This is a genomic window from Streptomyces sp. NPDC127068 (assembly GCF_042724695.1).
Classification (GTDB): domain Bacteria; phylum Actinomycetota; class Actinomycetes; order Streptomycetales; family Streptomycetaceae; genus Streptomyces.
The window spans coordinates 1-22,569 of the sequence record NZ_JBHXEN010000054.1 but is presented as its reverse complement, the minus strand read 5'-3'; the positions used below and the strand labels follow the sequence as shown (position 1 = coordinate 22,569).

Sequence of the window (22,569 nt, the reverse complement as noted above, 5' to 3'; positions counted from 1 at the left end):
GTGGCTCCCGTAGCGGATCCGCGGGTGGCGCTCGACGCGCTCGCCGGCTCCGCGGTGCCGTACCTGCTGGGCGTACGGCACCACAGCCCGGCGCTCGCCGCGGCCGTGCCGGCGCTGCTGGACGCGGCCGGCGCCGACGTGGTGTGCGTGGAACTGCCGGCCGACTTCCAGCCGTGGCTCGCTCACCTCGGGGCGCCCGGCACCGTCGCGCCGGTCGCGCTCGCGGGCGCCGCGCAGGGCGGGCGGCTCGGCTTCTACCCGTTCGCCGACTTCTCCCCCGAACTCGCCGCGGTCCGCTGGGCGCGGGAGCGGGGCGTGGAGGTCGTCTGCTGCGATCTACCGATGGCCGACGCACGCTGGGGCGGCGCGGACCCGGATGCGGGCGGGGACCCTCGCGAGGCGGTCGCCGAACCCGCCGGCCGGCCCGCGCCCACGTCCTTCGCACAGGCGCTCACCGCCGCCGGGACCGGCCGTGCCGGGGACGACCTGTGGGACCGCAGCGTGGAGGTGCGCGCCCCGGGCTGTGCTCCCGAGGTGCTGCGCCGGGCCGCGCTGGGCGTCGGCTGGGCGCTGCGCCAGGACGCCGCGTCGTCCGGCGGGGTGTCCGCCGTGGACCTGGCACGCGAGGCGCACATGCGGGAAACGATCGCCCTCGCGGCGGCGGGTGGACGGCGGGTCGCCGCGGTGATCGGCACCTTCCACGCCCCGGCGCTGGCCGACGGCACGAGCGTGCCGGGGGCGCCGACCGCGCAAGGGGCGGCGACCGTGGAGGGGGCGGCGACGCGCGGTGCCGCAGCGCCGGGAACGGTGCGGCCGGGGGACCCGTCCGCCGTCGTCACCTCCCTGGTGCCGTACGCGTTCGACCTGCTGGACTCCCGGTCCGGCTATCCCGCAGGCATCCGCGATCCGCAGTGGCAGCAGGCGGTGTTCGGCGCCGGGGGCGATCCCGAGCTGCTGCACGACGCCGCGGCCGGGGCGATCACCCGGGTGTGCCGGGAGCTGCGGGCGGCCGGGCACACGGCAGGGACGGGCGAGGCCCGTGAGACGCTGCGCGTGGCCGGTGACCTGGCCCGGCTGCGCGGACTGCCGGCCCCGGGCCGCAGCGAACTCCTCGAAGCCCTCACGGTGGTCCTGGGTCAGGGCGAACCGCTCGGCCGGGGCCGGGCTCTGGCGCGGGCCCTGGAAGTGGTCCTGGTCGGCACCGAGCGCGGCCGGGTCGCGCCGGGCACACCGCGCTCCGGGCTCGGGCCGTCCGTCGAGGCCGAACTCGCCGCCCTGCGGCTGCCGGGACCGGACGACCCCGCGCCGCGCGAACAACGACTCGACCCGCTGCGTTCGGCCCTCGACCACCGCCGCGAGATCCTCCTGCGCCGGTTGGAGGTGTGCGGGGTGGGATACGGCGAGCCGGTGGCGGTGGCCGGTACGGGCGACGCCGCCGCGCTCTCCTCACGGTGGCGGCTGTCGTGGGTCCCCGCCGTGCCGGTCCGGCTGGACCTGGCCGGGGTGCGCGGCGTGACCGCCGCGCTGGCGGCTGAGGGCACCCTGCGGGAGACCTTCCGCAGGGAGTCGGCCGACGGCGGCCCCACCTGCGCCCTCGTCCTGACGGGGCTTCGGGACGCCGCGCGCTGCGATCTGCCCGCGCTGGTCGCCCAGCGGCTGGCCGAGGCCGCCGAGGTGCTGCCCGCGTCCGCGACGATCCCCGAGATCCTCACCGGACTGGACCTGTTGGAGGCGCTGCGCCGGGGGCATCTGCCCGGCACGACGCCCGCGGGCAGGCGGACGGCGGGTTCGCTCGCCGCCGACCTCCTGGAGTCGGCGGTACGGTCCCTGCCGGGGCTGGCGGGCAGCGACGACCCGCAGGAGGCCGCCGCGCTGGTCGCCCTGGCCGCGCGGGCCGGTGAACTCCGCCTGGGGCTGCGGATGGACGAGGCCCTGGCCCGCCTCGCGGACGATGCCTCCCCCCTCGTCCAGGGCGCCGCTCTGGCCTGCCGGGTCCTGTTCGACCTGGAGGACGCCGAGACGCTCGGCGCCCGGGCCGCCGGTTGGATCGACACGGCCACCGGTCCCGACGCACGGCGCGCGCTGGCCCGCCGGCTCGTCGGACTGCTGACCGGGGCCGCGCCGCTGCTCCAGTCGGCGCCGACCGCCCTCGACCCGCTGCTCGACCGGATCGACTCGCTCGACGACCGGGGTTTCCTGGACCGGCTGCCGGCGCTGCGCGGTGGTTTCGACACGCTCACCCCGGCAGGCCGCGACCGGCTGCTGCACACCGTGACGGAACGGCTGGGCGACCGTCTCGACCTCGCGCTGGGCGCCTCCCCGCAGCTCCTGGCCCTGTGGACGGCGGCGGATGAGGTCGGCCGTTCGGCGGCGGCCTCCCTGCGGCCGACGCCCCCGCCGCACCGGCCCGCCGAAACGCCGGCCGCTGAGGCGCTGGCAAGCGGGGCGCTCGCCACCGAGGCACGGGCTACTGAGGCACGGGCTGCTGAGGCACCGGCCGCCGGGGCCGCGGACGCCACGCACGCGGCGATACCGCGCGGGTCCGGCACGGACGAGCCGCGCGACGGCGTACCGCGTCTGTCGGCGACGGACCGGTGGCGTCTGCTGCTCGGCAGGGAACACGACCGGCTCCCGACGGACGCCCGTCGATACGCGCACGCGCTCGACGAGCTGTACGGCACGGGCCGCGGCGAAGGCTCCGCGGACCTGGGCCGGGAAGGCGGTCGCGGCGGCGGACAGGACACCTCCTTCCCTACCGCGCGCGAGTGGGCCGAGGAACTCCAGGCGCTGTTCGGCGCGGAAGTGCGCGAGGAGGTCCTGGCGCGCGCCGCCGACCAAGGGCGCAGCGACGTGCTGACCGAACTCGACCCCGGGGCGGTGCGTCCGTCCGTCGATCTGCTGACGTCCGTGCTGTCGCTGGCGGGCGGACTGCCGGAGCAGCAACTCGCCCGGCTGCGCCCGCTGGTACGCCGGCTGGTCGACGAACTCGCCAAGGAGCTGGCCACCCGGATGCGTCCGGCGCTGACCGGGCTCGCCACTCCTCGCCCGACCCGCCGTCCGGGAGGCCGGATCGACCTGCCGCGCACCCTGCGGGCCAACCTCGTCCACGCCCGTAGGAGAGCCGACGGCAGCACCCTGGTGGTTCCGGAACGGCCGGTGTTCAGCACCCGTTCGCGCACGGAGGCGGACTGGCGGCTGATCCTGGTGGTCGACGTGTCCGGGTCCATGGAGGCTTCCGTGATCTGGTCGGCGCTGACCGCGGCCGTGCTCGGCGGCGTGCCCACGCTCAGCACGCACTTCCTGGCGTTCTCGACGGACGTGATCGATCTGACGGACCGGGTCGACGACCCGTTGTCCCTGCTGCTGGAGGTGCGCGTGGGCGGCGGCACCCACATCGCGGCCGGCCTGGCCCACGCCCGCTCCCTGGTGACGGTGCCGAGCCGGACCCTCGTGGTGGTGGTGAGCGACTTCGAGGAGGGCTACCCGCTCGGCGGGCTGCTCGGCGAGGTACGGGCCCTCGCGGCTTCCGGGGTGCACCTGTTGGGCTGCGCCGCGCTGGACGACACCGGCAGCCCGCGCTACTCCGTGCCCATCGCCCAACAGTTGGTCGCCGCCGGCATGCCCGTTGCCGCCCTCAGTCCCCTCGCCCTCGCCCGCTGGGTGGGCGATCGCCTCCGCGGAGAGTCCCGATGAGCCCCGAACTTCCCCCGGCCGCACCCGAGGTGACCGCTGCCGCCGTGGCGGCTCTGACCTCCCGGCTGCGCAAGAAGCTGGACGCCGCCGTGGAGACCTGTGCGGCCGTTCCCGTCGTCGTGGCGGGCGCCGAGCGGCGGGTGCGGTGCGGTGCGGACGCGGAGGTCGTCCTCACTCCCGGTCCTTCCGGAGCGGTCACCGAAGCCGAGCAGGCGGTGTGCAGTTGTCTGCTGGCGCCGAGGTGCCTGCACCGTGCCGCCGTGCTGAGCGCCTGCCCGGTGGCCGAGGCGGACCAGGTGCCCCCCGCCGACCCGGTGGCCGATCCCGGCACGACGACGGGCTCCGGCACGACGGCCGACCCCGCTACGGCGACCGGCGGGGTTGCGGCGACCGGCGGGGTTGCGGCGACCGGCGGGGTTGCGGCGACCGGCGGGGGCGCCGGGGCGGAACCGGGCGCCGCGTCAGCCGCGCAGCCCCCGGGGGCCTCCGCGCAGACGGACCTCTCGACCACGCAACTGGCCGCCGCCCGCGCCCTGTGGGCCGCCGCGGTGGCGGTGCTGGCAGCCGGGGTGCCCGCGGCGGGTGCGGTCGCGCAGGCGGAGTTGCTGCGGGCCTCGCACTCGGCGCGACTCGCCGGGCTGTACCGCGCGGAGGGCGCGGCGCTGCGGGTGGTGCGCGGACTGCGGGGCGTCCGCTCCCGCCAGGACGGCCACCGGTTGGCCGACCTGGTCGACAACCTGCGTGAACTCCTCCTGACCACTGCCCTGTTGACCGGTCCCGAGCCGGACCCGGCATGGATCGGGTCCGCCCGCCGCGCCTACCGCCCGGAAGGCGCGCTGCGCGTCCACGGAGTGTGCCGGGAGCCGGTGGTCTCGGCCACCGGGTTCGGCGGGGTGGTCACGCACGTCATCGCCGACGACGGACGCTGGTTCAGCGTCGCGGACGTCAAACCGGGTGGTTCCGCCCGGGCCCGCGGTGCCGCGACGGCCACGGTCGCACTGGGCTCGGGCAGTCTCGATCACGCCCGGCTCTCGCGCGGTGGGCTGCTGGTCTCGGGGGCGACCCTGTCGTCGGACGGCCGTCTCGGAGCGGGCAAGGGAGTCCGGGCGACGCCGGTCCCGGGCCGGTCCTGGACCTCGGGGCCCTTGGCCGCCCTGTTCGCGCGGCCCCTCTCCGAGGCCGTGGGCGACGGGCTCGGGAACGCACCGGTGAGCGACCCCGAGCAGGCGCGGCAACCGGCCGGTGAACTGATCGGCTGCGATCTGGTCATCGTCGGAGCGTCCCACGACCACGTCCTCGCACGGGAGCTGCTGCCCGGCGGGGCGGACCGGGACGGCCTGCTGATCCGGTTGCTGCCGGCCCACGGCCATCCCGAGCTGGCGCACACCGCGAACCTGCGTCGGCTGGCGTCCCGTCCCGGGCTGCGGCTGCGCGTCGTCGGCCGTCCGGACCCCGACCGCGCCGCCACGCTCAGACCCCTGGCCGTCGGGCCGCTGCCGGACGGCGGCCCGACGACCCTGCGGCTGCCGGAGGAGTGGTCGGGCCATGCCGACCTGGGCTACGACCGTCTCGAAGGCGCCCATCTGCCGCCCGGTGACGCGCTGCCGGAGACGGCCGGGCTCCCCGGCGTCCCGCCGGACGCGGTGGCGGAGGCACCGTTGTGGCGGTTGCGGCGGCTGGTCGAGGTCGCCGTGTCGGGCGGCCGTCGAGCCGTCGCCCAACCCGCGCGCGACGGCGACCGTGCCGGAGCCGCCGCGGCCCTGCGACGGGTCGGATTCCGCGCGGCAGCCGACCTGTTGACGGAGTTGGCCGCGGAGGCGGACCGGCGCGGCCGTGACGTCTTCGGTCGCACCGAGGAGGCCGACCCCGACGCGTACGCCCGCGCCTGGCTCGCCGCGGCCGTCTACCTCGCCGGCACCGAACGGGCCCTGGTCCGGGCGACTTGGCAGCCGGCGGACCGCGGCTGACGCGCCGACGGACCCAGGCCCCGGGGCGGCGAGCTGAAGGGGGCGGCCCGGGGGCGGTCGGGGTTACGCCTGCCAGCGCATCAGGTTCTGGAACAGTTCGCCCTGCTCGATCGCGTCGTCGAGGGCGTGGTGCGTGTGCGGGCGGGACGACAGCAGGTGGCTCGGCATCGACCGCTTCGTCGCCCCGCTGATCGCCACTTCGGCCTTGGCGGCGTACAGCGTCTTGAGGTCCAGGCAGCGGGAGTGCCCGAACGGCGAACCGCCGTCGGCGAACCGCATGAAGTACCAGTACAGCCACATCCAGTCGTAGCCCAGCGGGTACGCGACGAACACCGGCGTCGCGGCCAACTCGTCGGCCGCGGCTGCCAGCCAGGCCGCCGCGGCGTTCATGGCCCGGGCGGGGTCCTGACCTTCCCGCGTCAGCCGACCGCGGTCCAACCCGCCGACCGCCAGGGCTTCCGGGTCGTAGGCGTCGCTGATCGGCTTCAGTTCGGCGTAGAAGGTCCGCTCGGCGGGGTCCAGAGCCCGGAACCCGGCCCCGTCGTGGACCCCCGCGACCGCCAGACCGAAGCTCGACATCGAGAACGGACCGGGAATCGGGCCGTCGGCCTCCACATCGGCGGACACGTAGAACTCGGACTTCGCCATGGGCTCTCTCCACTCCGGGACCGTGCTGAAGGAAACGCCGTGCCGTCGCGGCGAGGGCAACCCTGCTCTCTCATCCGACCTTCCGCAGGATCACGACCCATTCCTTGCTCTCCAGACCCTCCACCCGGTCGAGTTTCCACGTCTCCGCACCCACGAGGAAGGAGTCCCCCACGGCCAGTGTGTGCTTCTGCTCCCCGTCCGCCTTCACCGCGAGTCGGACGGTGAGCGGTTGGCCCGGCGGAGCGTAGAGGTGGATCACAGCGAACCGAACGGTCAAAGACCCTCCGGTCCTGCCGGGCCTCAGCCTGACTTCGTCGATCGTTCCTTCATCCCGTCGTGGTTCGGCGCACGTGCCGTCGGCGGGGTTTCCGGGCCGCGGCGCGCGATCAGCGTCCGCGGCGCCCGACTCCTCGTGCCCGTTCCCCGCCTCGCGTCGGCGACGGGCTCGTTCCGCGAGCGAGCTGGAGAGCTTGTCCTTCACCGAACCGGCGCGGTCGAGGGTCTCGTTGCCGAGGCTCCGTGCGGCGCCGACCCCCTTCGCTCCCGACTCCAGGGCCTTGTCCCGCGCCTCCGCCGCCGCGGTCGCCCACCGTCGTGTCTCCGATGGCGGGCGACCGGACTCGATCCCGAGCGGCTCGTAGAAGCCGGCGACCCGGGTCACGACCTGTTGGGTCGACTGGACCACGGCCGGCGACTTGCCCGGGTGCAGCAGCACCTTCGCGTTGGCCTCGTCGGCAGCCGCGTTCATCCGGGCCACCAGACGTTCGGTGCTGCGGGAGATGAGGTCCAGCCGGTTGCGCCGGGCGATCCGCACCCCTTGGCGGTGCCGGTCCAGTTCCTCCGGCGCCGTGTCCCGTACCCGGTCGAGTTCGAGCACGGCGACCGCGTCCTGGAGTTGGAAACAACGGGCCAGCACGGCGAGCCACTCCGGGGCCTTGGACTCGACCTCCTTGGCCGCCACCGCAAGCTCACCGATCTTCGCCTTGCGCTCCAGCTTCTCCGCGAGGGCGTCGAGTCGACGCAGTGCGTACACCTGGGCCGCCGCGATCGTCTCCGGGGCGCTCTGCACCTTCGACCACGTGACCTCGGAGACCCGGCCCACCTGTTCCCTGATGGTCAGAGCCTCCTCGATGAGGAGCTGCGCCCCGATCACCTTCGCCAACTCCGCGTCCTTCTGGGCCCGGAGCAGGTCGTCGACCTTCTCGTCGATCGCGGCGAGGTAGTCGGTGATCTCGTCCATCGTCTGCTGCATCGCGAGCTGCGTCATGACCGCCGCCGCGTTGGCCAGCACCGCCGGGTTGGTCCGCAGCGGCCCCCCGCTCCTGGCGAACTGGACGAACCCCTTGATCTGCCCCTTGTCGCCCTTCAGCACACCTGTCTTGAGGCCCGTGGTGGCGCTCTCCCTCAGCCCGTGCTTGTCGACGAGCCGCGCGGACTCCTTGGTCAGCTTCACCCAGCGGCCCGAGTGGGCCGCCAGGTCGGAACCCGTCTGCGCGGCGCCGGCCGCGCTGCCGAGGGCGGGTCCGAACCGTCGTCGTCCGAGGTCCTGCGGTCGCAGTCCCTCGGAGATGAGGAAGCGGTCGATCGTCGCCTCGTTCCCGAGGAGCGTCAGGCCGTCGCCGTCGCTGATCAGCTGTATCTCGTCGTCCATGGTCACTCCTCGCTCAGATCGCGGCCGGGACCGGGGCGCCACGGAGCCTCGGTCCCTCCCACTCGGGCCCGCGTCGCGGCCCTCCCCCTGACGGCCACCGGTTGATCGGCCCCACGGTGATTCTGGTGCACCCGTCCACCAGGTGTCCGGACTCCGGCGTGGTTCGGGAGATCGGGCGCCCCCGCAGGACGTGCCCGGTGGTCCGGCTCGGCGCATCCGGGCGGCGATCCGGCAGTAGCCACGCGGGAACACCCGCTGCTGGCTTCCTTCGTCATGCGGCCGGCGCGGTACGACTTCGACTTCCGTTCCAAGGCACAGCGGATGCGGGGGCGGGGAATCTGCCTGCTGGTGGCGGGGCTCCTGTGGCTGTGGGGCGCGCTGTTGCTGCTCTTGCCGTACGACGTCGATGACGGCCCTCACGACAGGTACGCCGTGGAGTGCGCGCCGCGCCTGGCGAACGAGAGCGAGCGACGGGCGAGCCGCGTCGACGTGTGTCGCGAGGCCCTAGCGTCCGCGGGCGGGGTGGCCGTCCGCGGTTGCTTCGGGGGCCGGCATCAGCGAGGTCGACGTCCGGTGGGGCCGGGGCCTGGCGGTCTGCGCGGCCCGGGATCGCTGTGCCCCTGCCCCATCAGCGCGGTGCGCCGGACGCGAGGTGGCGCGTCGAACCGTTGTTCCCGCCGGCCCTGTTCGCCTTCGCTCCAGTAGCCGACGACGTGGTGGTTCGCGGCGGGGAGGCCACGGGTGCGCCGCAGGAGTGCGCGGACCCGCCCGGGTCATCGCGGCCTCCCCGGCGACCCAGACGGTCTCGGAACCGTCCAAGGCGACCTCGACCTCGGTGCACGCCTCCGCGACCCGGCTCGGGAAGAGGCCGTTGCCGCTGCGCGGAAGCCAGACCGCGCGGACCCGGTCGCCGTCCGGCAGATGCGCGTCGTCCTCGTGCACGACCTCGCAGAACAGCCGCACCTCGACGTCGGACGGCACCTGGGTCGCGATCCGCTGGACCGCGGGCAGTGCGGTGGCGTCGGCCACCAGGGTGAGGCGGCGCATCTACGGGTCCACGGTGAACTGGGCGAAGGGGCGGCTGATCCCGACGGCCCCGCCGGGGAGCACCGCCCCGGCCCACTCGGCGGCGAGTCCGTCGTCGTGGCGCACGAAGTCGATGTCCACCTCGCCGGCCGGTGCGCGCGGATGGCGTGGGTGCGCGTCGGGGACGGTACGACGCCGTCGTCGTACTCCCAGCCCCCGCCCGTGGACCCGGGGCCGCCACGGTTCCCCGTCCGGGGCGTCCGGGAGGAACAGTCGGACGTACGCGTCGGGGGAACCCGTGGTCGGGTAGTCGGTCAGGTCGCCGCCGCCGAGCGTGACCCGGATCAGGCCGGGGCCGAGCGCTTCGACGCGGGTGACCAGCGCCCGGTGGATGCGGGCGGGGGTGCCGGGCACGTCGTCACTTCTCCAGCACGGCATCGGTGTCGTCCACGAGTCGCCGTGCCCGCTTCGGTCGGCCCAAAGCTCATCCCGGTCGACTCGGCGAAGGCGCGCGTGATGGTGCTCGCGCTCGACCCCGTGCACACCGACCGCTGCCCGAGCGACCGGTCGCCCGCCGGATCGGCGAGGATCGCGCGGGTGACGGTCCGGATACGCGGATCGTCGGGCACCGGCAGCCCGGGGTTGTGGAGGTGCGAGCTGCGCACCGTGTCGATGCACACCTACTGGACGCGCAGCCGTTCCTCCTCGCGCATCGGGGTGTCGTTCAGGTGGAGCAGCATCTCGATCAGCGCGCGGCTCATCCGCACGGCGGACGGATGAGCCGGGACACCGTCCGCAGGTACGTCATCCCGACCCGGGTCGAGCGCATCACGTGCGAGTCGTGCACCTCGCGCTGAGAGCACCCAGATCAGCCCCCGTGACCTCGTGGGCGTGCGGCAGCCAGCGGGCGCTCGTCGGCTGGTCGCGGACGTACGCGGTGAGGAGTGACGGTCCGGAATCGGGTCGAGGGGACGCCTTGTCCGGTCCGCCCACTCGGTGGACCACGGGGGGCTACTCAGGGGCTGTGGCGCATTCCCGTGCCAAAGGTGGCCTCACCTACACAATCCCCGCGATTGTCGGGGTGCGTTGCGTCCGCGCCGGTGAGCGTGGACACCGCCTGCCCGGCTCGGGTTGCTACGGAGCCATGACCCCCGGGATGAGCGTGCGGAACTTGGCCTGCGTTTCGGGATCGGTGGAGTACAGGACGGTTCCGGCCAGTCCACGCGTCAAGAGCACCTTGTACCGGTTGCGTATGAGGCGTGAGAACTCTTGAGGGGTCGTTCGTTCCAGGCTGCTGTCCTCGCACTTCTCCTTCACGGCCTGCCATCCGTTGTCACGCCACACCAGGTCGGGCCCGAAGATGGTTCCGTTCCAGGCGTACTCGAATCCCTGCGCCGTGTAGATGCAGCCGACCTGGCCGATACCGCCCTGCTCCGTGGCCCACAGCGAGGAAGGCGGTCCGCCGGACACCTCACGCTCGCCCCTGACGTTCCACGGCCGACGCCAGTCGCCTATGACGATGTCGTCGACAAGGGTGCCGTCCCGAAGCGGGTCGCTCCACGGCCAGCAGAAACCTGCGGTCATGCGGGCGGTGGATCCCGCGTCCTGCCACCGGCGGAGGTGGGTCTCCAGCTGCTGGGGGCTGTCAGCGAGCAGCAACTCGAAGTTGGGCTCGGGCTTCCAGCACACCGGCCCACCGAGTTCCAGTCCCAGCAGGCGCAGGACCCATTCTTCATAGGCACGGCTGCCGCCACTGCGGAACTGCTCGTTGAGGTTGACCCGGCGCACGGTGCATCCCCGTATCGCGGCAGCCTCACTGATTTCTCTGACACTGCCCATTTCGCCGGGCCGAACGACCTGGTGCTCATCGAGGAGGAAGACCGGAACCATGGCAGCATCGATGAGTTCCGCGACCTGACTTCGCATGTTCCTGTGGACGTGGGGGGAGTTGGATTTGCCCGCTTGGTGACGGATCCGGTGCGCCTCGTCACAGATGATGACGTCGAGCGCGTTCTTCTCCGCGCTGCGGAAGTCGAGAAAGTAGCGGAAGAGTTTCGCCACTCCGTTGTTCTTCTGCCCGACGACGTGGCGCAGGGTGGTGGTGAAGGACTTGGAACCCGTTGCGTGGACGACGCTGCGTCCGTTCCTGCCGAGATACCCCATCAAGTGCAGGGCGATCAGGCTCTTTCCCGATCCGGGGCCCCCGGAGACGACGATGACCTCCTTGCGATCCGACTGTCGCGAGATGCCGATGGCGCGCTTCACCAGGGAAACCGCGACCTGCTGCTCGTCCATGAGCCGGAAATTGCCGCCGCCGAGGATCTCGCCGGCAGCCACCCGCATGAGCTGCTGACCGGGAATGGCGGGGCTGTCCAAGAGAGCGTCGGCCTCGAGAGCCCCGTCGAGCGGAGAGATCTGGTTCTGCAGATGCCGAATGAGTTCACCGCGGGAGCTACCGGTGAAGAGGCTCGCTCGTTCATCGCCCATTCCCAGCAGTTCGATGACGTTCCGGTCTTGGGCGTTGTGGAGGTAGGCGACGCCGGTGACATGACTGTTCGCGTCGTCCAGCACGGCAGTGAAGTCGCGCAGGTAGTCGCAGTACTGGCGCACCTGTGCGACCGGGTGGAGACGGGCTTGGTGGCGATCCGAGGGAAGCAGGCAGAGGTCCTCCGTGCCGGGTACCAGCCGTGCCTCCTCCCATTGCTTCAGCTCGATTACCACGTATGAGGGTTTACCCGTGTCCGGATGCGTGCCGGCCAACACGGCATCCGCACGCAGGCTGCTCAACGGCATCTGGTACTCGAGTAGGACCTCCACTTCCTGCAGCCCTGCGTCGCACAGCGCTTGCGCAAGTACGGGAAGGCTGTTGCGCCATGCTCGTCGCTCGCCCCCCGGTGGTTCACGGAAGAGCACGGAACGGGATCGCTCCGCCAACCGTTCGGCCAGCAACTCGGGATCAGTGATCCTGAGATCGCGGGCGGACATACGCAAGAAGGCCACAGAAGATCTCCATGTACGGTTGTCGCCCGCGCCAGAACGAGGGCACACCGGGTAGAAGCCACGTGAGGGAGTGGTCGTGTGAGGCCGGCTCGAACGAAACCCGCCGGCCGAACGCATCGGCGGTTACCTGCGATTCCGTTCCGTTCTGATTCGCTGTCCGCCGGCGACTCACACGTGCGAGTCGTCTACCAGCTCGCGAGACACAGGTCTCGGTGGTAGGCGACGTACTCCGAGTTGATCTGGTGCTCGGGAAGGATCCTGAGCTGCCACTTCGCTTCGCGGGTCGTCGTCATCCGTACCGACCAGTCCTCGTCGATGTAGATGCCGAACCTGTCGAACTGCTTGTGGTGGTTGGGGCAGAGGCAGAGCAGGTTCTCCAAGCGGTCGACACCGAAGTGTGGGCTGCCCAGGCCCTGGATGTGAGCGGCCTCGCTGTAGGAACCGTCCCGAGTTTCCAGCGCCTCCTGGCACACCTGGCACTCGTGCTGGTAAATGATCTTTACCAAATCCGCCTTGTCCCGGTCGCGGTCGGGGCTCGAGACGGTGCGGGAACCACGGCCGCCGGAGGTGCTTCCGGATGGAGCGTCACCACTGGCACTGGCGTAGCCGCCGAGTCCGGTCCGCTCCAGCAGCGCGGCCCTGTTCAAATCGTTGCCATCGAAGTAGGTGGAGCACAGAAGAGCGACCGCCCGGGCACGGGTTCCGGCCTTCTTCAGGAGTCTGGCTGCATCCGCGCTGAAGCCCGCCTGAGCTTCGCCCAGTGCCTCGCCCGAGGGCCTGAACCCGTCTTCGGACACACCGTGCACTTCCCACAGCCCACTGGTTCGGAGGTGCCAGAAAGGATGCACGGGCGTTCTGCGCAGGTCGTCGCCGACGAATTCCTCAAGCAACGGCCCGAGCCCCTCCTGGAACTCGGCCCAGGAAGCGAGGCGATCCTGCCCTGCGACCAGTCGCCCGACAGCCCAGAGCAGGGCAAGCGGTTCATGACGTGCAGGGCTCTTCGATCCGGTGCTACCCCTGAGCCCCTTGATGGCCTGGACCAAGTCATCACGGGTGAGACCGGATGCGCCGCGGCCTGAAGACGGAACGACGGGCGTGCGTCGAGCAAGGAGTTCGTGGATGCGCAGCGCTTGGTCATCCACCTGCCGGGTGAGGGACTGGACGTAGGTCTTCCGCCAGCCGAGCGCCTCCGTGATGTTCCGGATCGGAAGGGCGAGCCGCACGACGTCGTCAACCGCGACCATGTACTCCCACGGCCTGCCTTGTCCGTCCAGCCCCCAGATCTTCTCCGCCAGGGCTCGGTTCCGGAACTTCAGGACGACTGTGGCCCGGGCGATGGCGGAGCCTTCCGAGAGGAACAGCACCTCGTCACCGGGTCGAGTGCCGTCGATCGCCCTGTTCTTGGGATGCCCCTCCGACGCAGCACGCGTCGACCCCCAGAACCGGGCCGGGCGCCCACGGAACAGTTCCCCCAGTGCATCCGCCTCCTCTCCCAGCAACTCGGCGTACTGGGGATCGGTGAGGTCGATGCCCTCCTCGACCGAGTGGGCGTAGTTTGCCGGCCCTCGAAGGGCCTGCCCCCCGATTGGCTGAAGCAGCCATTGACCACCGGAGTCCCCGCCTTGCGTGGCGGTGTTCGTCGCCTGTGTCATGCGTCCCCTCCCACGTCGAACAGACTAGTCATACCGTCTGACAATTAGGTTGAGGGTCGTCCCCGTAGCCCCGGCGCACGCGTCCGGCCCCGCCGCCGACGAAGATCATCACAGGTGCAGAATGGGCCGTATGCCGATATCGAACACCCCCAAGAGGGCCACGCTCGACGACGCCCGGACGGTCAGCCGCACCCTGGCCGGCGCCTTCGCCGACGACCCGATGATGCGCTGGTTCCTCCCCGACGAGACCACCCGCGAGGTCGGGTTGGGCCGCTACTTCACCACGATCTTCACCCGGCACTACGCCCGCCACGGCGTGTGCGAGCGCACCGATGCGGCGGCCGCGTGCTGGGTGGCGCCCGAGGCGCAGGCGAACGCGCTCCCCGACGCGGAGACCCTCCAGGAGCTGGTGGACGTCCTCGGCGAGCGGGGGCCGCTGTTCCGCGAGGCCCTCCAGGGGGCGGCCGAACACGCCCCGACGGAACCGCACTGGTACCTGGCCGTGGTGGGCGCCGATCCGGTCGCCCGGGGGCAGGGGCACGGGTCCGCGTTGCTGCGCTCGGGGCTGGCCCGGGCCGATGCGGCGGGCCTGCCCGTGTACCTGGAGTCCTCCAAGGAGTCCAACATCCCCGTCTACGAGCACTTCGGCTTCACCGTGCTCGCGGAGGCGGAACTGCCCGGGGGCGGGCCGAAGCTGTGGCCGATGCGGCGCGCGCCCCGTCCGGCGGCCGGTGCCTGAGGCGCGTGCGGTGACCCGTACGTTCTCGTTCCGTCACTTCGGTGACGACCGCGGGGCGGGGAAACCCCCTCGCCCCGCGGCCACGGTGAGGAGCGTGACGCCCGTGTCGATGTGGCTGCACCTGGTGAAGGTCCCGCCGTCGCTGCTGGAGGAGGTGCGGACCCGCCCCTCGGTGCTCGACGCGCTGTTCTTCGAGGGGGACGCCCTGCCCGGTTTCCGGCCGGTCGCCGACTCGTTCGGGCACGACCAGCGCACCCTGCGCGAACTCGCCGAGGACCGCGCACGGGTCGAACACGGGGCGGGCTACTGGCCGACCGCCTTCCCCTGGCTGGCGCGGGCCACCGGACGGGGGTGCGCGGTCGTCGAGGGGTACGGGTTCCGCCACGGACCGGCGTTCGTGCTCCCCCCGGACGAGGTCCGGCAGGTCGCGGAGGGCCTGGCGGCCGAGAGGTGGTCGCGTACCGTGCGGGCGTCCGACTGGGACGAGGGGCGGGAGGAACGCGATCTCGACGACCTCGTCCCGTTCTTCGCCGCGGCCGGCGCGACGGGGCGGGCCGTGCTCGGAGGGGTGAACTAGTCCCGCCGCACGGGCTCGTTGCACGGGCTCGCCGCGCGGACCCGCCGTCCGGGCCGCCGCCCGACCGCACGTCGAAGGCGGTCGGACGGTCCTCGGGCGGGGCCGGGCCGGTCAGAGGCCGAGGCCGGTGAGCCGGTCCTCGTAGGCGATGGTCACGTCCTCCAGATCGCCCTTCGGGTCGTCCCACAGCGCCGTCAGCTCCGCCTTGACGTCCTCGGGCAGGGCCTCGTACCGCTCGGTCCAACTGTCGGCGCCCGGGGCCCAGTAGCCGACGACCTTGAAGCGGTCCGTGGGCAGGGCCAGGGTCTTGCGCAGGTGTTTGCGGACGCTGCGCAGGGCGGTGGTCTCGCCGGCCACCCAGATGTACGTGCCCGTGAGGTCGCTGTGCTCGGGGAGCGCCGTGGTGACGAGGTCCGCGAGGCGGCTCGGGCCGTGGCCGTTGCCGCCGTGGGTCCAGGTGACCTTGGCCCGCGGGTGCTCGGGCAGCGGCTGCCGGGCGCCGTCGTCGGGGATCTCGACGACCGCCCGGGTGACGACCGACTCCGGGGTGTCCTCCAGGATGCGGGCCAGTGCGGGCAGGCCGGTCAGGTCGCAGACGAGCACCTGGCGGGCGAGGTCGGCGGGCGGGTCGTAGAGGCCGGTGGGGGCGTTCAGGCCGAGCGGGTCGCCGGGCCGGGCCGCCGCCGCCCAGGTGGCCGCGACGCCGTGGTCGTGGATGACGAAGTCGATGTCGATCTCGGCGTCCTCGGGGCGCACCGCGCGGATGGTGTAGGTGCGCATGGGGGCGGTGGGGCGGCCCTCGGGGGTCTCCCAGCCGGTGTCGGTGGTGACGGGCAGGGAGAGGTCCTGGCGGTCGGGGCCGTGCGGGAAGAACAGGCGCACGTACTCGTCGCCCACGCCCGTCGAGACGAAGTCCGGCACGTCCCCGCCGGTCAGCGTGATGCGGACCATGCTGTCGGAGAGGCGCTGGACGCGGGACACGGTGGCGCGGTGGATCGTCATGGTTCAGTGCTCCTTGGAGGGTTCGGGGGACGGGGTGTCGGCGGTGGGCTGGCCCTGCGTGTACGCCTGCCACAGGGCCGCGTACTCCCCCGCCAGGGACAACAGGTGCGCGTGGGTGCCCTCCTCGGCGACCCGTCCGGAGTTGAGGAGGACGATGTGGTCGGCGTCCCGGGCCTGTTCGAGGCGGTGGGCGACGATCACGCTGGTGCGGCCCCGGGTGACGCGACGCAGTCCGTCCGTGAGCAGGGCGCGGGTGGCGGGGCCCGACTCGGCGGTGGGCTCGTCCAGGACGACCAGCGGCGGGTCGGCGAGCAGCACCCGGGCCAGGGCGAGGTGCTGCACGGTGCCGTCGTCCAGGGGGGTGCCGTCCGGGCCGCCGAGGACGGTGTCCGGGGTGGTGCCCTCGGGCAGGGCCCGCGCGGCCCCCGACTCGGCGAGGGCGCGGGCGAGTTCGTCGGGGGTGGCGGTCGGGGCGGCCAGGGTGAGGTTGTCGGCGAGGGTGCCGCCGAAGAGGTGGACCTCCTGGGTCACCAGGTAGGTGCGGCGGGCGCGGTGCGCGTCGTCCGCCCCGACGGTGACGCGTCCCCGGTCGGGGCGGCCGGTGCCGGCGATCAGCCGGGCCAGGGTGCTCTTGCCGGAGCCGCTCGCGCCGACCAGGGCGACGGTGGCGCCGCCGGGGACGTGCAGGGTGACGTCGTCCAGGGCCGGGCGGCTCGCGCCCGCGTAGGTGAACGAGACGCCGGACACGGAGACCGGCGGCGGGGCGGCGCCGGTCGTCGGGGGTGTGGGGGGTGTCGGCTCGGGGTGCGGGGGCGCGGGGGCGAGGTCGGTGACGCCGATCAGTCGGGCGAGGCCGACCGTCGCCCGTTGGATGTCGTCGAGGCTGGTGAGCAGTGACCCGATCGGGCCGAACAGCCGGTGGAAGTAGAGGGCGGCGGCGGTGGCGGTGCCGAGGGTGACGGCCCCCGCGTCGAGTAGCAGGTAGCCGGTGGCCAGGATGGTCGACAGACCGAGGAACTCGGCGACGTGCAGGCCGCCGTAGAAGCGGTTGGCGAGGCCGACGCCGTCCCGTTGGCGGACGACGGCCCGGGTGCTGCGGGTCGCGAGTTCCGTGAGGTGGTGCTCCTGGGACCGGTAGGCGCGGATCGTCTCGGCGCCCCGCACCGCCTCGATGACGGTCTGTCCGCGGTCGGCCTCCAGCCGGCGCACGTCCCCGTAGACGAGGTGGGAGCGGGCGAGGAAGCGGCGGGTCGCGTACCACTGGACCGGTACGCACACCAGGCCGGCGAGGGCGAGGCGCGGATCGAGGACGGCCAGCCCGGCGAGGGTCAGCCCGATGGTGAGGGCCGCGCCGGTGAGGGTGGGCAGCACGTCGGAGGCGGCTTCGGAGATGGCTTCCACGTCGCCGGTGACCCGGGAGACCACGTCGGAGCTGCCGGTGGCTTCGAGGGTTTCGGCGGGCAGGTGCACCGCCGCCTCGAACACGTCCTCGCGCAGGGCGGCCAGGGTGTCCTGGACCAGGCCGACGAGCATCCGGCCGCCGAGGAAGGTGAGGGCGGCGCCCACCAGGGAGACCAGGACCAGCAGTGCGCCCAGGGTCAGGACGTGGGCGCGGTCGGTGCCGGCCGCGTCCGCTCCGGCGACCGTGTCGACCAGCCGGCCGAGCAGGGGCGGGGCGGTGAGGGTGACGGCCGTGCCGGCGAGCAGGACGAGCGCGGTGGTCGCCAGGCGCCCCCGGTGCCGGGCGAGGCGCCGGGCGGTCTCGCGGCGGGCCCGGCGCGGGGTGGCGGTGGGCAGCGGCCCGGCGGGGGTGCGGGGGGTGGGCGTCACCGGGGTGTTCCGTTCGGCTCGGGGTCGCCGGGCGTGGCGCTGAGGTCGATCACCTGGTCGCAGGTGGAGAGCAGGATGCGGCTGGTGGTGATGAGCACGGTGGTGCCGGTCAGTGCGCGCAGTCCTTCGGCGATGCGGCGTTCGGTCACCGGATCCACGGCGGTGGCGGGTTCGTCGAGGACGCGGACGGGGGTGTCGGCGTGCAGGGCCCGGGCGAGCAGCAGCCGTTGACGCTGTCCGCCGGAGAGGCGCCGGCCCTGTTCGCCGACCTCGGCGTCGGGTCCGCCGAGGTGTTCGAGCACGTCGTCCAGGGCGGCGGCGCGCAGCAGTACCGGGTCGGGGGTGCCGCCGGGCGGGGTGAGGTTGGCGCGCAGGGTGCCGCTGAAGAGGCTGCCGTGGTGCGGGGGTGCGGTGATGTGGGCGCGGACGCCGTCGGGGCCGAGGTCGGCGGCGTCCCGTCCCCCGATGAGGAGTTCGCCGCGGGGTGGTGGCACGCGGTGACCGAGGCGGTCGCTGAGGTCGCGGGCGTGGGCGGGGTGCCGGGGGACGACGCCGACCAGGGTGCCCGTCGGTATCTTCACCGGGGTGCCGTGGCCGGGCGGGTGCCAGACCAGGTCGGCGGTGACGTCCGGGCCGGGGACGGGGGTGTCCGGGCCGGGGGCGGCGGGCGGTTCGTTGAGGAGGTCGGCGAGGCGGCGGGCGGAGGCGCGCTTGTGGGACCAGTTCGCGGCGAACGTCCCCACATGGGCCAGGGAGCCCTGGAGGAACTGGGCGAGCCCGAGCACGGTGACGAGCTGACCCACCGTCAACCGTCCGTCGAGGGCGAGCAGTCCGGCGGCGGTGGCCAGCGCGGCGAGGAACACCCCGGACAGCGCCACGCTCAGCCCGGTGTACGCGAGGACGGCCCGGGCGGCGGCGACCGCGCCCCGGCGTGAGGAGTCGCTGGCGGTGCGGTAGCGGGCGGCGGCCTCGGCGCGGGCGTTCATGCCGACGAGCACCCGCAGCCCGGTGATCATGTCGGTGGCGACCTCGCCGGCCCGGGCCGCGGAGCCCTGTTCGGCGTGTCCGCGCGCTTCGAGCGGCATCGACAGCCGACGCATCAGGACGAGGACGAGGACGGTGCTGACGATCACGCCGATGCCCAGCGGCACGGAGATCAGCAGCAGCGCGACGGACGCGGTGAGGATCGCGGTGAGCGTGGCCGCCTGTTCGACGACGCTCCAGGACACGCCGGCGACCCGGTAGGTGTCGGAGGTGACGTGGGCCAGCGCCTCGCCGGGGCCCGGGCGGCGGCGCAGCCCGCGCGGGTCGAGGAGCCGGGTCACGGTGGCCTGCCGCAGTTCGTGTTCGGCGTACCCGTAGACGGTGACCATGGAGGCCGCGGCACGCTGGTACGACAGCGACAGGACGACGAACACGCCGGCGAGCACGGTCAACCAGCGCAGCAGTGCGGACGGGTCGCCGGGGGCGATCGCCCGGTCGATGACCAGGCCGACGACGATGGGGACGAGCGCCTCGCACAGTTGGTGCGCCATGAAGCCGAGGGTGGTGAGGGCGAGCCGGACGCCGCGCCCGCCGTGCAGCAGGACGAGCCGGAAGAGCCCGCCGGGGGTGGCGGCTGCGGTGTCCGGGGCCGGGGCGTCGTGGGGCGGGTGGTTCACGCGGGGTCCCGGCGGCGGGCCAGCGGCACGACCAGCGGGGTGCCGGTCTCCGGGTCGGGCACCACCCGGCACGGCAGGTCGAACACCTCCCGCACCAGTTCCGCGGTCATCACGTCCGCGGGCGGCCCTTCGGCGACCACCCGGCCGTCGCGCAGGGCGATCAGGTGGGTGGCGTAGCGGGCGGCGTGGTTGAGGTCGTGGAGGACCGCGACGAGGGTCCGGCCGGCGCGGTGCAGGTCGGTGAAGAGTTCCAGCAGGTCGATCTGGTGGGCGATGTCGAGGAACGTCGTCGGTTCGTCGAGCAGCAGGATCGGGGTCTGTTGGGCGAGCACCATGGCCACCCACACGCGCTGGCGCTGGCCGCCGGAGAGTTCGTCGACGAGCCGGCCGGACAGGTCGGTGACGGCGGTGGCGTCCATCGCCTCGGCGACGGCCCGCTCGTCGTCGGCGGTCCACTGGCGGGTCAGCTTCTGGTGCGGGTAGCGCCCGCGGGCGACGAGTTCGGCGACGGTGATGCCGTCCGGGGCGAGGGAGGTCTGCGGGAGCAGTCCGAGGCGGCGGGCGACCTCCTTGGCCCGGTAGGCGGCGATCGGGCGGCCGTCGAGGACGACCTGCCCGGCTGCGGGGGCGAGGAGTCGGGACAGCGCTCGCAGCAGGGTGGACTTGCCGCAGGCGTTGGGGCCGATGATGACGGTGAAGGAGCCGTCCGGGATGGTCAGGTCGAGGTGTTCGGCGACCGGGTGGCGGGCGTAGCCGAGGGTCACGTCCCGTACTTCCAGGCGGGCCGCGGGTGCCTCGGGGGCGGGGGCCGCCGGCTCGGCGGTGGGTGTGCGGTCGGTCGTCGGGGGCATGCGGCTTCCTCGGAGCGGGGGCGGGACGGGGGCGTCGGGGTGCGGTCAGCGGCGGCGGGCGTACTGGCCGGCGAGGAGCCAGGCGAGGTAGAGCCCGCCGACGGAGACGGTGACCACGCCGACGGGCAGGTCGATGCGTTGGGCCACGTAGTCGGCGGCGACCAGCACCAGCGCCCCGGTGAGCGCGACCGGCGCGAGGCGCAGCGTGGTGGCGCTGCGGGTCAGTCGCTGGGCGATCTGCGGGGCGGCGAGGGCGACGAAGGCGATGGGGCCGACGGCGGCGGTCACCAGGGCGGTGAGCGCGACGCCGACGACGGTCGCGGCGAGCCGGGTGCGTCCGCCCCGTACGCCGAGGGCGAGGGCGGTGTCGTCGCCCATCTCCAGATGGGTCAGGGGCCGCACCACGAAGACGGCGCACACCAGCAGCAGGGCGAACACCACGGCGGCCGGCTGGAACTGTTCGAAGCCCAGTCCGCTGAGCGAGCCGGCGGCCCAACTCGCGGCGAGCATGGCCTGCTTGGCGTTGACGGACAGCAGCAGCATGGAGGTGAGGGAGCCGAGCCCGGCGCCCACGGCGATGCCGACGATGATGAGCCGGAACGGTTGCAGCCCGTCGCGGTAGGCGAGCACGTACACGACGAACGCGGTGAGCGCTCCGCCGATCAGCGAACCGGCCGCCACGGTCAGGTAGTCGGTGGCGCCGATCAGCACCAGGACGACCGTGGCGCCCGCGTAGGAGCCGGCGGAGAAGCCGATCACGTCCGGGGAGCCGAGCGGGTTCTTGGTGAGGGACTGGAAGATCGCGCCGCTGATCGCGAGGGCGGCCCCGCACAGCAGGGCGAGCAGCAGTCGGGGCAGTCGCCAGGTGACGACGACGAGTCGGTTGCGGGGGTCGGAGTCCGGGTCGAACAGCGCGGTCAGCACCTGCCCCGCGGTCAGCGAGCGGGAGCCGGTGCCCAGGGTCAGGACGCCGAGGGCGAGCACGGCGGCGAGCAGCGCGCAGCAGACCAGCACGGTGCGCCGGTCGATGAGGTACGCGAGGCCCAGCCGGCGCCAGGTCCAACTGGCGCGGCCGAGGTCCACGGTGGTGGGGGGCGCGGTGCGGGTGCGGGTCATGGCGGGTTCGGGTTCCTGGGCGGCGGCGGGCGGCCGGACGGGTTCGGTGGTCACAGGCCGCTCGCCCTCCGGCGCCGGACGAGGACGACGAGGACGGGCGCGCCGACCAGGGCGGTGACGAGGCCGACCCGCAGTTCCCCGGACGGCAGCACCACCCGCGCCACGACGTCCGCGGCGAGCAGGAAGGAGGGTGCGACGAGCACGGTGAGCGGCAGGATCCAACGCTGGTCGGGGCCGGTGACCCAGCGCACGACGTGCGGCACCATCAGTCCGACGAACGAGATGGGTCCGGCGACGGCGACGGCGGTCCCGGCGAGCAGGGTCACCGCGAGGACGACGCCCACCCGGGTCAGACCGATCCGGGCGCCCAGGGACTTGGCGGCGTCGTCGCCGAGGGCGAGGGCGTTGAGCGGCCGGGCGCACATCAGTCCGAGGACCGCGCCGGCCGCCAGCAGGGGTCCGGCGACGGAGAAGATGTCGAGGGACCGTCCGCCGAGGGCGCCGACGTCCCAGAAGCGCACGGCGTCGAAGGTGGTGGTGTCCTTGAGGGTCAGCGCGGAGGTGAATCCGCCGAAGACCGCGGTGAGGGCGACTCCGGCGAGGGTGAGCTTGACGGGGGTGGCCCCGTGCAGGCCGAGCGAGCCGAGGACGTAGACGAGCACGGTGAGGGCGAACGCCCCGGCGAGCGCGAACCACACGAAGACGGCGGGGTCGGTGAAGCCGAGCACGCCGACGGCGAAGGTCACGGCGAAGCCGGCACCCGCGTTGACGCCGAGGATGCCGGGGTCGGCCAGCGGGTTGCGGGTGAACGCCTGGATGAGCGCACCGCACAGTCCGAGGGCGGCGCCGACGACCAGTCCGATCACCGTGCGGGGCAGCCGCCCCTCGCGGACCATGACGTGTTCGTCGGACAGCGTCGCCGGGTCGACGCCCCGGGCCACGCCGAGCAGGGCGTCCCAGACGGTCGCGGGGTCGATCGCGCGGGCGCCGACCATGAGGCTGAGCAGGGTCGTCGCGAGCAGCAGGACGACGACGGCCAGCAGGACCGGCAGACGACGGCGGTGGCGTGCCGTCGGGGGCGCCCCCGCGGGGGGGGGCCCCGCCCCCCCCCCCCCGGGGGGGGGGGGGGGCCCCGGGGGGGGGGGGGTGGGGGAGG

The 22,569-nt window shown here is 73.5% G+C and carries 17 protein-coding genes; 5 read left to right on the top strand and 12 right to left on the bottom strand.

All coding sequences use genetic code 11. The annotated features are described in order from the left end of the window. Together ACFWIA_RS28145 and ACFWIA_RS28140 are read left to right on the top strand one after the other, a co-directional pair. Positions 1-3,693, top strand: a complete 3,693-nt coding sequence (locus ACFWIA_RS28145; protein WP_387009839.1) for a DUF5682 family protein — start codon at positions 1-3, stop codon at positions 3,691-3,693. After that, on the top strand, positions 3,690-5,660 hold the full coding sequence (locus ACFWIA_RS28140) for a hypothetical protein (protein WP_387009837.1): 1,971 nt from the start codon (positions 3,690-3,692) through the stop codon (positions 5,658-5,660). Before ACFWIA_RS28145 ends, ACFWIA_RS28140 begins: the two co-directional genes overlap by 4 nt. Positions 5,661-5,723: 63 nt before the next feature. Here the strand turns inward: ACFWIA_RS28140 and ACFWIA_RS28135 are convergent, their stop codons facing one another. The 4 genes from ACFWIA_RS28135 to ACFWIA_RS28120 all read right to left on the bottom strand — a co-directional run bounded on the left by ACFWIA_RS28135 (position 5,724) and on the right by ACFWIA_RS28120 (position 9,399). Further along, positions 5,724-6,308, bottom strand: a complete 585-nt coding sequence (locus ACFWIA_RS28135) for an exonuclease (protein ID WP_387009835.1) — start codon at positions 6,306-6,308, stop codon at positions 5,724-5,726. 70 nt (positions 6,309-6,378) lie between these two features. Next, positions 6,379-7,959, bottom strand: a complete 1,581-nt coding sequence (locus tag ACFWIA_RS28130; protein WP_387009833.1) for a DUF6406 domain-containing protein — start codon at positions 7,957-7,959, stop codon at positions 6,379-6,381. Between the two features lie 504 nt (positions 7,960-8,463). Continuing rightward, positions 8,464-9,006: an SIP domain-containing protein gene (locus tag ACFWIA_RS28125; protein ID WP_387009831.1), complete on the bottom strand. Its 543-nt coding sequence runs from the start codon at positions 9,004-9,006 to the stop codon at positions 8,464-8,466. Continuing rightward, entirely contained in the window at positions 9,007-9,399 is a 393-nt protein-coding gene (locus ACFWIA_RS28120) for a siderophore-interacting protein (RefSeq protein ID WP_387009829.1), read from the bottom strand. A 45-nt stretch (positions 9,400-9,444) separates the two neighbouring features. Here ACFWIA_RS28120 and ACFWIA_RS28115 point away from each other — a divergent pair, with 45 nt between their 5' ends. Then, positions 9,445-9,765: a hypothetical protein gene (locus tag ACFWIA_RS28115; protein WP_387009827.1), complete on the top strand. Its 321-nt coding sequence runs from the start codon at positions 9,445-9,447 to the stop codon at positions 9,763-9,765. 354 nt (positions 9,766-10,119) lie between these two features. Here the strand turns inward: ACFWIA_RS28115 and ACFWIA_RS28110 are convergent, their stop codons facing one another. Next, a complete protein-coding gene (locus tag ACFWIA_RS28110; protein WP_387009825.1) occupies positions 10,120-11,985 on the bottom strand; it encodes a DNA/RNA helicase domain-containing protein in 1,866 nt (621 codons plus the stop codon). A gap of 185 nt (positions 11,986-12,170) precedes the next feature. After that, a complete protein-coding gene (locus tag ACFWIA_RS28105; RefSeq protein ID WP_387009823.1) occupies positions 12,171-13,637 on the bottom strand; it encodes an HNH endonuclease in 1,467 nt (488 codons plus the stop codon). A 121-nt stretch (positions 13,638-13,758) separates the two neighbouring features. On the opposite strand from ACFWIA_RS28105, the gene ACFWIA_RS28100 reads away from it, so the two are divergent. Further along, on the top strand, positions 13,759-14,376 hold the full coding sequence (locus ACFWIA_RS28100) for a GNAT family N-acetyltransferase (RefSeq protein ID WP_387009821.1): 618 nt from the start codon (positions 13,759-13,761) through the stop codon (positions 14,374-14,376). 94 nt (positions 14,377-14,470) lie between these two features. Beyond that, positions 14,471-14,953 (top strand): hypothetical protein, encoded by a 483-nt coding sequence (locus ACFWIA_RS28095; RefSeq protein WP_387009819.1) that lies wholly within the window; start codon positions 14,471-14,473, stop codon positions 14,951-14,953. Positions 14,954-15,064: 111 nt separating this feature from the next. Here ACFWIA_RS28095 and ACFWIA_RS28090 read toward each other — a convergent pair whose 3' ends face one another. The 6 genes from ACFWIA_RS28090 to ACFWIA_RS28065 form a co-directional block, all read right to left on the bottom strand. Continuing rightward, positions 15,065-15,955 carry a siderophore-interacting protein gene (locus ACFWIA_RS28090; RefSeq protein WP_387009817.1) on the bottom strand — a complete coding sequence of 297 codons (891 nt, stop codon included), beginning with the start codon at positions 15,953-15,955 and terminating at the stop codon, positions 15,065-15,067. 3 nt (positions 15,956-15,958) lie between these two features. Next, the gene (locus ACFWIA_RS28085; RefSeq protein WP_387009815.1) at positions 15,959-17,785 is read right to left on the bottom strand and encodes an ABC transporter ATP-binding protein; all 1,827 of its coding nucleotides are present in this window, start codon (positions 17,783-17,785) and stop codon (positions 15,959-15,961) included. Further along, positions 17,782-19,446, bottom strand: coding sequence for an ABC transporter transmembrane domain-containing protein (locus tag ACFWIA_RS28080; RefSeq protein WP_387009813.1), 1,665 nt, complete (start codon positions 19,444-19,446; stop codon positions 17,782-17,784). The genes ACFWIA_RS28085 and ACFWIA_RS28080 overlap by 4 nt, the downstream gene beginning before the upstream one ends. Then, on the bottom strand, positions 19,443-20,297 hold the full coding sequence (locus ACFWIA_RS28075) for an ABC transporter ATP-binding protein (protein WP_387009811.1): 855 nt from the start codon (positions 20,295-20,297) through the stop codon (positions 19,443-19,445). The genes ACFWIA_RS28080 and ACFWIA_RS28075 overlap by 4 nt, the downstream gene beginning before the upstream one ends. 45 nt (positions 20,298-20,342) lie before the next feature. After that, entirely contained in the window at positions 20,343-21,413 is a 1,071-nt protein-coding gene (locus ACFWIA_RS28070; RefSeq protein WP_387009883.1) for a FecCD family ABC transporter permease, read from the bottom strand. 50 nt (positions 21,414-21,463) lie between these two features. Continuing rightward, the coding region (locus ACFWIA_RS28065) for a FecCD family ABC transporter permease (RefSeq protein ID WP_387009809.1) at positions 21,464-22,569 on the bottom strand (1,106 nt) is incomplete at its 5' end.